Below are 14,141 nucleotides of genomic sequence, written 5' to 3'. Positions count from 1 at the left end.
TAGTGGGTCGGTGCTGGATGTGCGGTTGGTCGACGGCCGGCGGGCCGATGTCGACGAGTACCACGAGTTGCAGCGGGCCGCGAGCCTGGTCGACTACCCGCACTCGCCGCCGCCGACCCGGGAGGCCGTGCTGGCCCGGCTCCGCGATCCCGACGTCGACCTGGGCGAACACCTGCTGTGGACGGCCCGCGTGGCCGGTCGGCTGGCCGGCTGCCTCAGCGCCCAGCTGCCGGTCGACGGCAACGAGCACCTCGCCTTCGCCCGCATCGTCGTGCATCCCTCGGACCGGCGGCAGGGCATCGGCTCACGGCTCCTGCGCGCCGGGGCCGTCGCCCTGCGGGACCGAGGCCGGACGGTCGTCGAGGTCTCCCAGATCGAGTCCAACTCCCCGGGCGCCCGCTTCGTTGCCGCACAGGGCTTCCGCACTGTCAACACATCCGTCTTGCAGACCCTGGAGTTGTCCGAGGTCGACCCGGCCATCTGGGACGTCGAGCCGCCGGCCGGCTACCGGCTCGAACGCTGGATCGGGCGCGCCCCCGAGACCCTCGTCGAGTCGTACGCCCGCGCCCGGCACGCCATCGGCGACGCCCCGCCCGGGCAGTCCGCTTTCCGGGTCCCCTCCTGGACCGTCGAGCGGATCCGGCGCGTGGAGGCCAGCTACCGCCAGCACGGCGTCGAACGCCGCGTCGTCGTCGCCGTGTCCGATCCGGGCGAGGTGGTCGGCGTCACCGAGCTCGACCTCCAGCCCTTACGCCCCGAACTCGCCGCCCAGCGTGACACCGCTGTCCTCGCCGCCCACCGCGGCCGGGGCCTCGGCCAGGCCATGAAGGCCGCCATGCTTCGCTGGATCACCGCCGACAAGGCCGGCCTGCGCCGGGTCTGGACCTCCACCGCCGTCGCCAACCAGTACATGGCCGACGTCAACCACCGCCTGGGCTTCGCCACCGTCCGGCGGTACTCCGTGGTCAACCGGGAGCTGGCGGGCCTGTGATCGACATCCGTCCCTTCGACGCCGAGATCGACGAGTACCACGAGCTGCGCTGCGCGGTGTACCGGATGGACTATCCGGAACTGTCGCCGCCGACCCGGGCAGCGACCGTTTCCCAGCTGGGCACGCCATCAGCGCAGCTCGGGGAGCGGCTGATGTGGCGGGCGCGCCTCGACGGGCGGCTCGCCGGCGTCTCGACCTGCTACCTGCCGGTCGACGGCAACGATCACGTGGGCATCGTGAACATCGTGGTGCACCCGGATTGTCGTCGGCGTGGGGTCGCCACGAAGCTGCTCGGCATCGTCGAGCCGATGCTGCGCGCGCGTGGGCGCACCGTGATCGAAGGGACTCACGTCACCGAGGATGGCGCTGGTGGTCACTGGACCCGGGCGCGGGGTTTCCGCGTCGTGCACACCGCCATCAACCAGATCCTCGACCTCGACGACGTGGACCGTGGGCGCTGGGAGGTCGCCGTGCCTGAACTGTACCGGCTAGTTCACTGGAGCGGTGACGCGCCCGAGCACCTCGTCGAGTCCTACGCGCAGGCCCGCACCGCCATCGGCGATGCCCCGCATGGTTTCGCCACGCCCGACTGGACGGTGGACCGGGTCCGCCGGATCGAGGCCGAGCAGGCCGAGCGCGGCGTCGAGTGCCGGACCGTGGTGGCGGTCGACTCCGCCGGCGAGGTCGTCGGTCTCACCGAGCTGGAGCTCCGCCCGCTGAACCCGGCGCGGCTGTTCCAGGGCGACACCGCCGTCCTGGCCGCCCACCGCGGCCACGGCCTGGGCCTGGCCATGAAGGCCGCCATGCTGCGCTGGTTCGTCCCCGACCGCCCCGCCGCGCGCGAGGTCTGGACCTCCACCGGCGCCACCAACGTGCACATGGCCGAGGTCAACCACCGCCTCGGATTCCGGACCGTCCTCCGGTCCAGTGCGGTAAAACGGGAGCTGTGACTCTGGGGGAGACGACGCTGGACGTGCGGCCGTTCGACGGCCGGCGGGCCACCGAGGCGGAGATCGACGAGTACCACGAGCTGCGCTGCGCGGTGTATCGCGTGGACATCCCGGAAATGCCGACGCCGACCAGATCGGAGACCGTGTCACGGCTGGCCGCGCCGCAGCTGATCCTCGGCGATCGGCTGATGTGGTTCGCCCGCCTCGACGGTCGGCTGGCCGGCACGGTGTCGGTCTACATGCTGGACGAGGGCGGCAAACGCGTCGCCATTGTCCAGGTCCTGGTGCGACCGGACCTGCGCCGGCAGGGCATCGGGACGCAGCTGCTGCGGGGTGTCGTGCCGACGCTTCGGGAGGCTGGGCGCACCGAGGTCCAAGGCTGGGACATCACTGCGGACGGCGCCGGTGACCACTGGACGAAGAGCCTGGGTTTTCGGGTCGTGCACACCACGGTGCTCCAGGTCCTGACGTTCGCCGAGGTGGATCCTGGACTGTGGGATGTCGCGGTGCCCGAGGGGTACCGGCTGGTCAGCTGGACCGACACGGCGCCGGACGACGTCCTTGAGCCGTATGTGGCTGCTCTGGGCGGTTTGGCCGATGCCACGAGCGGTGATTCCGGCGTCACGCTCTCGGACTGGTCGGTGGAGCGGGTGCGTCAGCTGGAGGCGGACTACGCCGAGCACGGCATCGAGCGTCGCAGCATTCTCGCGGTGAATGCCGAGGGTGAGGCGGCCGGCGTCACCGAGCTGGAGCAGCGGCCGCAGAATCCGGAGCGACTCTTCCAGGGGGCGACGGCGGTGCTCGCCGACCACCGTGGCCACGGGCTGGGCGTCGCGATGAAGGCGGCCATGCTGCGCTGGTTCACCGCCGACAACGAGGGGCTGCGGGAGGTGTGGACGAGCACTGGATCGGACAACACGCACATGATCGAGGTGAATTGCCGGCTCGGGTTCGAGATCGCTCGGCGCTCCAGCGTGGTGAGCCTGCCGCTGTAGCCTCCGCACCGGTTTTCCGACCATATGGCACCTCAGGCGTGGCCGGGGTGGACCGTTACGGCCGGTAGCCGTTGCGTCGGGTGGCGCAGAGCTGGTACTCCACGGGGTAACCCTGCCGATCGTGGAGTGGAAGCGCCATGCGGTTGTCCGTCATCACCGACGAGATCGCCCCCGATCTCGACACGGCGCTGCGCGAGTGCGAGGCGCTGGGGCTGGAGGCGGTCGAGCTGCGCAGCGTCGGCGGCCGCAACGTCGTGCACCACGAGCAGCGGCGGCTCCGCGAGTTCCAAGCCGCTCTGAAGGGGTTCAGCTGCCCGGTGGTGGACACCCCCTTCCTCAAGGCGACCAAGGCCATCTGGGAGCACCTGGACCGGGGCCTTGAGATCGCCGACCTGGTCGGCGCGCAGTCGATCCGGGTGTTCTCGGGCCTGCGGGTGGACGACCGCGAGTGGTACCTGCCGTGGCTGGCCGACGTGCTGTCGGCGGCGGCCAACCAGGTGCGGGCGGCCGGGTTCCGGCTGCTGCTGGAGATCGACGAGGCCTGCATGGTGGCCACCGTCGACGAGGCGGACGAGCTGCTCGGCAAGATGGCCCCGGGCCTGCTGGGAGTGGTCTGGGACCCGGCCAACGAGGCCCGGTTCCGGGACGCCGAGCCGGATCCGGTCAACCAGGGCAAGGTGGCCGACGCGGTGGCCCACGTGCACGTCAAGGACTACCAGCGCGGCCAGGGCTGGGTGCGGCCGGGCGCGGGCATCGTCGGCTGGGCCGGCCAGCTGCGCAGCCTGGAGGACGCCGGCTACGACGGCTACCTGTCGATCGAGACCCACCACTCGGCCCCCGAGGGCGGCACCGCGCAGGCGACGCGCGACAGCGTGGCGGCGCTGCGGCGCATCGCCGAGGAGACCGGGATCTCCTTGCTATGACGGGAGAATCCCGCAGCGCTGGGCCCGCAGCACGGTGGTGAGCCGGTCCGAGGTGCCCAGCTTGCGGTAGATGTTCTCCAGGTGCTTGTGCACGGTCCGCGGCGACGCGCCGAGCCGGTTGGCGATGCCGCCGGCGGTCAGGCCGGCGGCCAGCAGCGACAGCACGGTGATCTCGCGGTTGGTCAGCTTGAGCTCGGCGGCCCGGTCGAAACCGTGGGATGCCTTGTCCTGCCAGCGTTTCAGCTGCCGCACGTGCCCGTCGAGCCGGCGCAGCAGGGGTTGCAGCCTGCGCACGAACGCCCGTTCCCGGTCGGTGAAGTCCAGGCCGGGCCGGCCGAGCACAAAACCCCGGTTGGCGCCGGACAGGTCGTGCAGGGGCAGCGCGATGTGCCGGGTGACGCCGGAGGTCTCGCGCAGCGCGCCGAACGTCTCGGTGGACCGCCAGGTCCGGTCGTCGAGCAGGTCGCTGACGGTGCGCGGCTCGGCGTCGCCGGTCAGGGCGTAGTGCTGGACCAGCGGGTGCAGCGGCATGCGGCCCTGCTCCTCGGCCTCGGGTGGCAGCACGCCGCAGTACCACGGCGTCCACACCTCGACCTCGTCCAGCACGATCACGTTGCGCACGAACCGATGGCTGCGCGACAGCACACACGTGGTGCCGTGCAATGATCGGATCAATTCGTCGGCGACGAGTGTCCACGCCCGGTCCACGTTGCGACTGTCCAGCACCGTGGCCGCCAGGTCGAGCATGCGCTCGTAGTCGCGCGACGCCAGCTCCGCCATGTCACCGGGGACGCTACACGGCGACGCGGCGTAGCTGCTCCACCACCTTGCCCAAGTCCTGCTCGGAATCGGCCAGCCGGGTCAGCTGCGCGTGCACGGCGTCGGCCAGCGGCAGCTCGGTGGACGCCATGGCCAGCGCGACATCCTTGGCCGCCAAGCGAATCGGGTAGTGCACGCCCTCGGCGAAGGCCCGCGCCGTGACGCCGCCGACCGGGCTGTTGGCCAGGGCGGCGCGGACCAGATCCTCGGGCAGGCCATAGGTGTCGGCGAGCTTCACGGCCTCGGCCACGGCCGTCACGCCAACGATCACCGACGTGATGACGACGATCTTCAACGCCGAGCCCGCGCCCGGCCCGCCGCAGCGGGTGACCCGGCCGAACTGGTCGAGGATTGCCTGCACGGGCCCGGGATCGCCGCCGACGAACAGCACCAGCTGGCCGGTGGCGGCCCGGTCGACGCTGCCCAGCACCGGGGCGTCGATCGCGGTGACGCCGGCCGGCAGCTTGGCCGCGACCTCGGCGAAGGCCCGGGGGCCGATGGAGGACATGTCGATCAGGTGCGTGCCGGGCCGCAGCGCCGGGGCCATGGCGTCGACGACGGCGTGCCCGGCCTCCGGATCGGCCAGCATCGTGATCACGACGTCGGCGTCACGCACCGCCTCGGCCGGGGTGAGGGCGACCTTGGCCCCGTCTTGCGCCAGCAAGTCCGCCTTCGCGGCGGTCCGGTTCCACACCGTCAGCTCGTGACCGGCGGCCAGCAGGCGGCGGGCCATCGGCCGGCCCATCGACCCCAGGCCCAGAAACGCGATCTTTTCCATGGCCCCGACGCTACGAGCGCGTCAGCGATGCCACCAGCGAATGTCTAGCATGGACGGCATGCCTGACGCGCATGAGTTGTCCAGCGGCCTGCTGCGGGTGTTCGTCGAGGTCGCGCGGCTCGGCTCGTTCACCGCGGCCGGCAACCGCCTCGGCTACACCCAGTCGGCGATCTCCCGCCAGATCTCCGCCCTGGAGGACGAGGCCGGCACGCCCCTGTTCGACCGGCTGCCGCGCGGCGTGCGGCCGACCGAGCCCGGGCGGCGGCTGCTCCTGCACGCCGAGGCGGTGCTGGACCGGCTGGAGGCGGCCCGCCGCGAGCTGGCCGACCTGCGGGAGCTGGCGACCGGCCGGCTCCGGGTCGGGGGCTTCGCCACGGCCGACGTCTCCCTGGTGCCCAAGGCCATCGCCGCCTTCCAGGCGGCCTACCCGGCGGTGGCCGTGACCTTGACCGAGGGCTACACCCCGGGCCTCGCCAAACGCTTGCGGGCCGGCGAGCTGGACGTGGCGATCCTGTCCGGCGACGGCCCGTTCGACGGCCTCGACCTGCGCAAAATCTGCGACGACCCGATGTCGGTGGCGCTGCCGGCCGGGCACCGGCTGGCCCGCAGGCGCCGGGTGCGGCTGGCCGACCTGGCCGAGGAGCAGTGGATCGCCGGCAGCGACCGGCCCGAGGAGACGCTGATCAGCTCGTGTCTGGAGCACGGCTTCCAGCCCCGGATCGGCTTCGTGGCCCGGGACTGGCTGGCCAAGCAGGGCCTGGTCGCGGCGGGCGTGGGTATCACGCTGATCCCGGCCATCGCGGCCGAGTCGGTGCGGCCGGACATCACCGTGGTCCGGCTGCATCCCGACGAGGTGCCGGTGCGGGCCGTGCACGCCGCGACCCCGGCCGGGGTCACGCTGTCTCCTGCGACTCGCGCGTTCCTGGGCATCGTTAACGACTGATTTCGTTGCAAGAATTCGTTGACAGTACTGATTCAGTTGGTGTTTGCTCCCGGCATGCCGCGTACGGAGATGTTCCGGTTCCTGCGACGAGTCGCCGCCGACCACGCCGCCGCCGCGCGGCTGGGCCTTCCGGTGGCCGAGTTCCACGAGGCGAGGGCGGCCAGGGCCGCCGGCACACTGGGTCGCCGAGACGTGCTCAAGATCTTCGGCGCGACCGCTGCCGTGCTCGGCGCGGCCAGCGTGTTACGCGCACCGAAGGCGGCCGCGGTCCCGCAGGTCGCAACCAAGGCGCGGATTGCTGTCATCGGGGCCGGCATCGCCGGCCTCAACGCGGCGCTCGCACTGGCCGACGCCGGCGTGCGCTGCACCGTCTACGAGGCCAACGACCGCGTCGGCGGGCGGATGTTCTCCGAGCGTGACTACTGGAACGGCGGCCAGGTCACCGAGTACGGCGGCGAACTGATCGACACCGACCACACCGTGATCCAGGACCTGTGCAAGAGGTTCGGCATCGGCCTCACCGACGTGCACGCGGCCGAACCGGCCGGCAGCCAGGACGTGCTGTTCTACGAGGGCCGCTACCGTTCGCACGCCGAGTTCGTGGCCGAGTTCCAACCGGTCTACAAGGCGTTGCAGGACGACATCGCCAAGGCCGGCGAGGACATGCCCACCTGGGACGCCTCGACGCCGGAAGGTGTGGCGCTGAGCCGGATGAGCGTGCAGGAGTGGATCTCCACCCGGGTGCCCGGCGGCTACTCGACCTGGTTCGGCCGCTTCCTCGACGACGCCTACGTGGTCGAGTACGGCCGCGACACCGGCCAGCAGACGGCGATCAACCTGGCCTACATGATGATCGACCAGGAGGACCTGGACGAGCCGTCGATCTGGGGCGCGTCCGACGAGCGCTACCACATCACCGGCGGCAACCAGACCCTGCCGGAAGCCATCGCCGCTGCCCTGCCGTCCGGCGCCGTGCAGCACGGGCATCGGCTGGAGGCCTTGGTGCGCAACGGAGACGGCACGCAGACCCTGCACTTCGACACCGGCGCCGTCCGTGTCGACCACACCATCCTCACCGTGCCGCTGGGCGTGCTCCAACGCCTCGACCTCACCCGGGCCGGCTTCGACCCGCGCATGCGTGGCGCGATTTCCACGCTGCAGATGGGTTTCTGCACCAAGCTGCACATGCAGTTCACCTCCCGGCCCTGGGTCGGCCGCGGCCCGTGGCCGGGCGTCGCCAACGGGATCAGCTTTGCTGACACCGGATATCAGCAGGTGTGGGACGCGACCACCGGGCAGCCGGGGCGGCAGGGCATCGCCATCCAGTACGGCGGCGGCAGCGGGGCGCTGGACTTCCAGCCGTCGACGCCGTTCTCCAGCGCCTCGTCGGCGTACGTGCGGGCCGCCGTGCGGACGAAACTGGCCCAGTTCGGCGCAGTGGTTCCCGGGATTGGCAGCGCGTACGCGAGCAAGGCCACCTTGGCGGCGTGGCACAAGAACCCCTACACCTACGGGGCCTACAGCTGCTACCCGGTCGACTACTGCCACCGCTACGCCGGCTACGAAGGCACCCGCCAGGGCAACGTGCACATCGCCGGCGAGCACACCTCCGTCGACTCCCAGGGCTACATGAACGGCGGCGCGGAATCGGGCGCCCGCGCCGCCGCCGAACTGCTTTCCCTGCTGTGAGGCGTTAGGGTGTCAACCGGTGCAGGTCTCGGGGGAACAGCGTGGTCTGCCGGATGTTGGCCACCCCCAGCAGCCGGGCCGTCCAGCGTTCCAGACCGATCGCGAAGCCGCCGTGCGGCGGCATTCCGTGCGCGAACACCTCCAGATAGCTCCGGTACGCCTCCGGTGACTCGCCGCGTTGGTCCAGCGCGGCAAGGTAGTCGGCGTGCCGGTGCAGGCGCTGGCCGCCGGTGACCAGCTCCAGCCCCCGGAACAACAGGTCGAAACTGTTGCTGTACAGAGGGTTCCCGGGTTCGGGGTGGGTGTAGAACGGGCGCTTGGCCATCGGATATCCGGTCACGAACAGGAACTCCGAGCCGTGCTCCCGCAACGCCCACTCCGACAGGAAGCGCTCGTCGGCCGGGGCCAGGTCGACCTCGTCCTTGCCGCCCAACAGCTTCTGCGCCTCGGCGAAGTGGATCGACGGGATCTCCGCCGGCGCCTGCGGCAGCGTCGCGCCCAGCAGCGCCACCGCCGACTCGCGGGCCGCGGCGGCCGACAGCATGCCGGCGATGGCGTGCCGCAGCACGGCCATCACGTCCCGATGGTCGGAGATGAAGCCGATCTCGGCGTCGAGACTGGTGTACTGGGCCAGATGCCGGGCGGTGTCGTGGGGCTCGGCCCGGAACACCGGCCCGACCTCGTACACCCGCTCGAACACGCCGACCATGGCCTGCTTGAAGAACTGCGGCGACTGGGCCAGGAAAGCCCTGCGCCCAAAGTAGTCGATGCCGAAGACGTTCGCGCCGGACTCGGTGGCCGAGCCGACGATCTTCGGCGTGTGGATCTCGGTGGCGCCGATGCCGTCCAGCGCGGCCCGGAACCCGGCGACCGAGGCCGCCGAGATCTCGAACCGCGCCCGCAGCGCCGGATGCCGCAACGCGACCGGGGCACTGTCCAAAATGGTCGGCAGTGTGGCCGGCACCGTGGGTCGGTACAGGTCGAAGGGCGGCGGCACAACGGCTTCGCCGAGCACGGTCAGCGCCGGCTCGGTCAGCTCGGCCCCGCCCGGGGCCTTCGGGTTGGCGGTGACCAGGCCGGTCACCTCGACGACCGTCTCCTCGGCCGGCGCTGGCCCGGACAGGACGACCTGGGTCAGCCCCGACCGGTCCCGCAGGACCAGGAACGTCACGGATTTCAGCTCACGGCCGCGGTGCACCCAGCCGGCGACGCGCACGCGTTCGCCGATGTGGGCGGGAAGTTCCGCGGCCAGCACTCGGGCGATCATCGCCACTCCTGTGGTCGAGTCGACCCCTTGGGAGTGCGGGCGAGAAGGGAAACTCGCGGTGCCACCGCACTTTCGTCCCCGCGCGCGGGGACCTCGCTGTGGCCCGGTGACGGGGGCCGGCCGGCGGGGCATTGCCTCCCCGCACTCGGGAGTGTCTTCACCGTGGGAACGCGAGGCCGCCTTCGCAGCTGCCGGCGGCTCTCTCCGACCCGCGTCGATCCAGGCTACTTGTCTCCGTCAACGTGTTGCGCGCCAGCATAACCGGCCGGGCGCCGCGGGTGCCTCAGGATTTCAGCACGCGCTCGTGCAGCTCGGTCACGACCCGGCGGGCCGAGTCGAACGCGCCGGCCTGCCAGCTCACCAGGTAGGTCAGCCAGTCCCCGGCGAAGTACACCCGGCCCTGCGGCTGGTTGAGCAGCGTGTACTCGGGCGAACCGTACTTGATGGCCCAGCCGCCCTCCAGGTACGGGGTTCGGTGCCAGGCCACGGAGAACGAGCTGGCCAGCTCGGTCCGGTACCTCTCGCCGTGGATCTTCACGCCCTGCGCCACCGCGCGGGCCTCCCGCTCCCGGGGCGTCAGCTGGCCGTAGGCGATGGCGCTCGGGCCGGTGTTGTAGTAGCCGATCAGCACGCCCCGATCGCCGTGGAAACCGTTGGACGGATACCAGATCTGGACGATGTCCAGGTCGGTTCGGGTGATGCCGCCGTAGATCCGGTGCTCGGCCTCCCACCAGCGGCTGCGGTGCTCGATGCCGATCTTGCCGACCGGGTCGGCGGTGAAGGCGGCCAGCGCCGACTGGACGTTGGCCCCGAGGTTGTGCGGGATCCTGGCCGTGAGGTGCGGCGGCATCGCGCTGACGCAGTAGTCGGCGTCGATCCGCTGCGGCCGGCCGTTCCTGGTGTACGTCACGGAGACGCCGTCGTCCCGGTTGGTGATCCCGGTGACGACGCTGCCGGTCCGGACCCGGTCCGCCCCGATCGCCCGCACCAGCGCGGCCGGGATCCGGTCCATGCCGCCGACCGGCTGGAACATCTGCACCGCGAAGTCGTACTCGAACTCGAAGGAGAAGTACAGGCCCACGCCGCTGGCGAACACCTCCGACAGCGCCGGCGGCGGGCCGAGCGGGGTGCCGGCCTGGTCGGCGGCCCCGGGATCGACCGAGAAGCCGCGGCGGGGCGAGCCGGTGTAGCTCCGGTCGGGCTGGAGTCCGCCCCAGTTGGACAGGAACGCCAGCAGCCGCTCCTTGTCGTCGGCGGTCAGCCGGTCGTCCAGCGCGCCCTGGTTGGTGGCCTTGGACAGCAGTTCGCCGACGTAGCCGTAGACATCGGCCTTGGCCGTGCGGAACCGCACCGGCTCGGCCATGCCGTCGTTGTAGAGCAGCGCGTTGGCGTTCTGGTTGGCGAACGGCTCGATCGGGACGCCGAGCTCGCGGCAGTAGTCCAGGGTCACCATCCACTGGGCGATCCGGGCCGGGCCGGCGTTCATGTACTGGCCGTCGGAGAACCGGCCGACCTGGGTGTGGCCGTCGAGGTCGGTCTGCCTGGTGCCGCCGCGGACCGTGAAGTTGCGGCCGCCGGCGATGTCCCTGGCCTCCAGGACCGTGCAGTCGTAGCCGGCCTTGCCCAGTTCGTACGCCGTGGTCAGGCCGGCGATGCCGCCGCCGAGGACGACCACCTTGGCCGCCGCGCGGCCGGTCAGTCGGAAGTCGGACGGTTGCGGCGGTTGGAAGTTCGGCGTGCCCATGGCGGTCGGCGCGAGGCCGAGCGCGCCCATCGTGGCGAACATCGTGCCGGCGCCGCCGGCCATCCCGACCGCGGACAGGAAGTCGCGCCTTGAGATCCCTCTCATGGCGCGAGGCTGCCACCGGTCGGGGGCTTTTCCGGTGACAGGCCGGTAAAATGCCGGTCAGACCGCCCGATCGTGCAAGTTCTCGTGGAGCGCGGCGACACCGTCGGCCAGCGCGTCGAACTGCTCGCGGCTCATCCCGTCCACGAACAGCTCCCGCACCATCGCGGCATGGCCGGGCGCGGCCTCCCGCAGCTTCTGCCAGCCGGCCTCGGTCAGCACCGCCACGATGCCGCGCTCGTCGGTCGGGCAGCCCTGCCGCTCCACCAGACCGGCCTTGGCCAGCTGGCCGACCTGGTAGGTCAGGCCGCTCTTGGACGTCACCGCCACGCCCGCCAGCTCGGTCATGCGCAGCCGGCCATCGGGGGCCTCGGCCAGCCGGGCCAGCACCTCGAACTGCGGGTGCGAGAGCCCCGAGTCCTGCTTGAGCTGCTGGTCCAGGAGCCGGTTGAGCACGGCCCCGGTGAGCAGGAACTGTTTCCAGGCGGTCAGTTCCCGGTGATCGAGCCACATGACCACATAGTACGAATTCAAACGTTACCCGGCTTGACGCTGACCGTAAGCAGGCGCAGACTGGTGTGCGTATCGCGAATAGTCGTGCGCACAGCGAACACAGTGGAGTGGGTTGTGACGATCAAGCGAGACCTGGTCATCGGCGGCGAGGACGTCCCGGCGCTGGACGGCCGCACGACAGAGGATCTCAACCCGTACACCGGCGAGGTGTACGCGGTGGTGGCCGCCGGCGGCGCGGCCGATGTCACGCGCGCGGTCGACGCGGCCCAGCAGGCGTTCCCGGCCTGGTCGGCGACCTCCCCGGCGGCCCGCCGCCGGATCTTCCTCAAGGCCGCGGACCTGATGGAGGCCAAGGCCGAGCAGGGCGTGGCGCTGATGGCCGAGGAGGTCGGCGGCGTCGCCGGCTGGGCCCACTTCAACGTCGGCCTGGCCGCCGGCATCCTGCGCGACGCGGCCGCCGCGATCGGGCAGCCGGTCGGCGAGGTGCTGTCCACCGAGACCGAGGGGCAGCTGTCCCTTGCGCTGCGGGAGCCGCTCGGCGTGGTGGCGGCCTTCGCGCCATGGAACGCACCGCTCATTCTCGGCGCCCGCGCGCTGGCCGTGCCGCTCGCGGTCGGCAACACCGTGGTGGTCAAGCCCAGCGAGGACGCCCCCATCGCCTGCGGCCTGTTCATCGCCGACATCCTGCGCGAGGCCGGCCTGCCCGCCGGCGTGCTCAACGTCGTCACCAACGCGCCGGCCGACGCCGCCGACGTGGCCCGCACCCTGATCTCCGACAGGCGGGTCCGGGCGGTCAACTTCACCGGCTCCACCCGGGTCGGCCGCATCATCGGCACCACCGCCGCCGAGCACATCAAGCCCGCGGTGCTCGAACTCGGCGGCAAGAACGCGCTGCTGGTGCTGGACGACGCCGACGTCGACTACGCCGTCGGCGCCGCCAACTTCGGCGCGTTCAACAACGCCGGCCAGATCTGCATGTCCACCGACCGCGTGCTGGTGCACCGGTCGATCGCCGCCGAGTTCACCGAGAAGTTGGCGGCCAAGGCGGCCGGCCTGCCGCACGGCGACCCGACCGATCCCGGCACCGTGATCGGGCCGCTGATCACCGCCGAGTCCGCGCGGCGGGTGGCCGAGCTGGTGGCCGAGGCGGCCGCCGCCGGCGCCTCGGTGCGGGCCGGCGGCGGCGCGGCCGACGGGGCCAACTACCCGGCGACCGTGCTCGCCGACGTCACCCCGGACATGCGCGTCTTCACCGAGGAGATCTTCGGCCCGGCCGTCACCGTGACCACCGTGGACGACGACGAGCAGGCGCTGGAGATCGCCAACAACACCGACTACGGCCTGACCGCCGGCGTGATCACCGAGGACGCCCGGCGCGGCCTGAACGTGGCCCGGCGGCTGCGCACCGGGATCGTGCACGTCAACAACCAGACCGTGGACGACGAGCCGCAGGTGCCGTTCGGCGGCGTCAAGTCCAGCGGCTACGGCCGGTTCGGCGGGCGTTGGGGGGTGGAGGCGTTCACCGCGACCCGGTGGGTCACCGTGGCCGGGCAGCACAACCAGTTCCCCTACTGATCGACGATCCCTTACTGGCCGACTCAGGGGCATTCCCGATGCGGGGCCCCGCGGGGCCCGATAACGTGCGGTGGCGTCAGATATCGCACGGGGGAGTGACGAATGCGCAACTGGGGGATCGGCGTTCTAGTGGCGGCGGCGGGCCTGGCCGCCGGCGGCTGCGCCAACTTCAGCAACCTGCTGCCGCCGCAGTCGATCAGCGACACCAAGACGTTCGACCAGCCCGTCACGTCGATCAAGCTGGACAACCACGCCGGCGACGTGAGCGTCCAGGGCCAGGCCGGGCTGACCAAGACCACCGTGGTGCGGACCATCAAGTACCGCGACGGATCCGCCCCCTCGGTCGACACCTTCCACGTCGATGGCGGCGTGCTGACCTTGGCCGGCGACTGCGGCTCCAACTGCTCCATCGACTACCAGGTCACCGCCCCGGCCGGGCTGCCCATCACCGGCCAGACCACCGCCGGCGACGTCACCCTGGCCAAGGTCGGGGCCGTCGACGTCGGCACCACCTCCGGCGAGGTCGAGCTCAGCGACGTCACCGGCGCCGTGAAGGCCCACACCACCAACGGCAAGGTCAGCGGCAGCGGCCTGCGGGGCGGCGTAATCCAGGCCGACACCACCAACGGCGGCATCGAGCTCACGCTGGCCGAGGCCGTCGACGTCACCGCCCGCACCACCAACGGCCAGATCCGCCTGGCGGTGCCGGACGACGGCTACCGGGTCTCCACCGACACCCACAACGGCGACCGCAAGATCCGCATCGCCAATGACCCGGCCGGCAAGCACAGCCTCACCCTGAGCACCGACAACGGCTCCATCCGCGTCGACCCCGCCTGACCGCCCCGAAAA

The 14,141-nt window shown here is 71.4% G+C and carries 13 protein-coding genes; 8 read left to right on the top strand and 5 right to left on the bottom strand.

What is annotated here, in order from left to right:
* Positions 1-10: 10 nt before the first annotated feature.
* The 4 genes from ACIG5F_RS44355 (at position 11) to ACIG5F_RS44340 (ending at position 3,859) form a co-directional block, all read left to right on the top strand.
* The gene (locus tag ACIG5F_RS44355; protein ID WP_396526270.1) at positions 11-991 is read left to right on the top strand and encodes a GNAT family N-acetyltransferase; all 981 of its coding nucleotides are present in this window, start codon (positions 11-13) and stop codon (positions 989-991) included.
* Positions 988-1,941: a GNAT family N-acetyltransferase gene (locus ACIG5F_RS44350; protein WP_396526269.1), complete on the top strand. Its 954-nt coding sequence runs from the start codon at positions 988-990 to the stop codon at positions 1,939-1,941. Before ACIG5F_RS44355 ends, ACIG5F_RS44350 begins: the two co-directional genes overlap by 4 nt.
* Positions 1,938-2,936 (top strand): GNAT family N-acetyltransferase, encoded by a 999-nt coding sequence (locus ACIG5F_RS44345; protein WP_396526268.1) that lies wholly within the window; start codon positions 1,938-1,940, stop codon positions 2,934-2,936. The genes ACIG5F_RS44350 and ACIG5F_RS44345 overlap by 4 nt, the downstream gene beginning before the upstream one ends.
* Positions 2,937-3,073: 137 nt before the next feature.
* On the top strand, positions 3,074-3,859 hold the full coding sequence (locus ACIG5F_RS44340) for a sugar phosphate isomerase/epimerase family protein (protein WP_396526267.1): 786 nt from the start codon (positions 3,074-3,076) through the stop codon (positions 3,857-3,859).
* On the opposite strand, the gene ACIG5F_RS44335 is transcribed toward ACIG5F_RS44340, so the two are convergent.
* Both ACIG5F_RS44335 and ACIG5F_RS44330 read right to left on the bottom strand, forming a co-directional pair.
* Positions 3,854-4,639 carry a response regulator transcription factor gene (locus ACIG5F_RS44335; RefSeq protein WP_396526266.1) on the bottom strand — a complete coding sequence of 262 codons (786 nt, stop codon included), beginning with the start codon at positions 4,637-4,639 and terminating at the stop codon, positions 3,854-3,856. The two genes, ACIG5F_RS44340 and ACIG5F_RS44335, sit on opposite strands and share 6 nt — an antisense overlap.
* A 13-nt stretch (positions 4,640-4,652) precedes the next feature.
* Complete coding sequence (locus ACIG5F_RS44330; protein ID WP_396526265.1) at positions 4,653-5,456, bottom strand: NAD(P)-dependent oxidoreductase; 804 nt, start codon at positions 5,454-5,456, stop codon at positions 4,653-4,655.
* A 58-nt stretch (positions 5,457-5,514) separates the two neighbouring features.
* Between ACIG5F_RS44330 and ACIG5F_RS44325 the strand changes: the two genes are divergently transcribed.
* The gene (locus ACIG5F_RS44325) at positions 5,515-6,399 is read left to right on the top strand and encodes a LysR family transcriptional regulator (protein ID WP_396526264.1); all 885 of its coding nucleotides are present in this window, start codon (positions 5,515-5,517) and stop codon (positions 6,397-6,399) included.
* A 54-nt stretch (positions 6,400-6,453) separates the two neighbouring features.
* Positions 6,454-8,088, top strand: coding sequence for a flavin monoamine oxidase family protein (locus tag ACIG5F_RS44320; RefSeq protein WP_396526263.1), 1,635 nt, complete (start codon positions 6,454-6,456; stop codon positions 8,086-8,088).
* A 4-nt stretch (positions 8,089-8,092) separates the two neighbouring features.
* On the opposite strand, the gene aspS is transcribed toward ACIG5F_RS44320, so the two are convergent.
* From aspS to ACIG5F_RS44305, 3 genes are all read right to left on the bottom strand, one after another.
* Positions 8,093-9,355 carry an aspartate--tRNA(Asn) ligase gene (gene aspS, locus ACIG5F_RS44315; protein ID WP_396526262.1) on the bottom strand — a complete coding sequence of 421 codons (1,263 nt, stop codon included), beginning with the start codon at positions 9,353-9,355 and terminating at the stop codon, positions 8,093-8,095.
* Between the two features lie 283 nt (positions 9,356-9,638).
* Positions 9,639-11,204 carry a flavin monoamine oxidase family protein gene (locus ACIG5F_RS44310; RefSeq protein WP_396526261.1) on the bottom strand — a complete coding sequence of 522 codons (1,566 nt, stop codon included), beginning with the start codon at positions 11,202-11,204 and terminating at the stop codon, positions 9,639-9,641.
* Positions 11,205-11,261: 57 nt separating this feature from the next.
* On the bottom strand, positions 11,262-11,714 hold the full coding sequence (locus ACIG5F_RS44305; RefSeq protein WP_396526260.1) for a MarR family winged helix-turn-helix transcriptional regulator: 453 nt from the start codon (positions 11,712-11,714) through the stop codon (positions 11,262-11,264).
* Between the two features lie 114 nt (positions 11,715-11,828).
* On the opposite strand from ACIG5F_RS44305, the gene ACIG5F_RS44300 reads away from it, so the two are divergent.
* Positions 11,829-13,289 carry an aldehyde dehydrogenase family protein gene (locus ACIG5F_RS44300; RefSeq protein WP_396526259.1) on the top strand — a complete coding sequence of 487 codons (1,461 nt, stop codon included), beginning with the start codon at positions 11,829-11,831 and terminating at the stop codon, positions 13,287-13,289.
* A 102-nt stretch (positions 13,290-13,391) separates the two neighbouring features.
* Entirely contained in the window at positions 13,392-14,129 is a 738-nt protein-coding gene (locus ACIG5F_RS44295; RefSeq protein WP_396526258.1) for a DUF4097 family beta strand repeat-containing protein, read from the top strand.
* The last annotated feature ends 12 nt before the right edge of the window (positions 14,130-14,141 follow it).

The sequence above is a fragment of the Kutzneria sp. NPDC052558 genome (genome assembly GCF_044547355.1).
In the GTDB taxonomy this organism is placed as follows: Bacteria; Actinomycetota; Actinomycetes; order Mycobacteriales; family Pseudonocardiaceae; genus Kutzneria.
This window is presented reverse-complemented; position numbering and strand designations above follow the sequence as displayed.

Coding starts and splice junctions, on each gene's coding strand:
- ACIG5F_RS44340 (WP_396526267.1), top strand. CDS start 3,074: ATGCGGTTGTCCGTCATCACCGACGAGATCGCCCCCGATCTCGACACG.
- ACIG5F_RS44335 (WP_396526266.1), bottom strand. CDS start 4,639: ATGGCGGAGCTGGCGTCGCGCGACTACGAGCGCATGCTCGACCTGGCG.
- ACIG5F_RS44330 (WP_396526265.1), bottom strand. CDS start 5,456: ATGGAAAAGATCGCGTTTCTGGGCCTGGGGTCGATGGGCCGGCCGATG.
- ACIG5F_RS44325 (WP_396526264.1), top strand. CDS start 5,515: ATGCCTGACGCGCATGAGTTGTCCAGCGGCCTGCTGCGGGTGTTCGTC.
- ACIG5F_RS44320 (WP_396526263.1), top strand. CDS start 6,454: ATGCCGCGTACGGAGATGTTCCGGTTCCTGCGACGAGTCGCCGCCGAC.
- aspS (WP_396526262.1), bottom strand. CDS start 9,355: ATGATCGCCCGAGTGCTGGCCGCGGAACTTCCCGCCCACATCGGCGAA.
- ACIG5F_RS44310 (WP_396526261.1), bottom strand. CDS start 11,204: ATGAGAGGGATCTCAAGGCGCGACTTCCTGTCCGCGGTCGGGATGGCC.
- ACIG5F_RS44305 (WP_396526260.1), bottom strand. CDS start 11,714: ATGTGGCTCGATCACCGGGAACTGACCGCCTGGAAACAGTTCCTGCTC.
- ACIG5F_RS44295 (WP_396526258.1), top strand. CDS start 13,392: ATGCGCAACTGGGGGATCGGCGTTCTAGTGGCGGCGGCGGGCCTGGCC.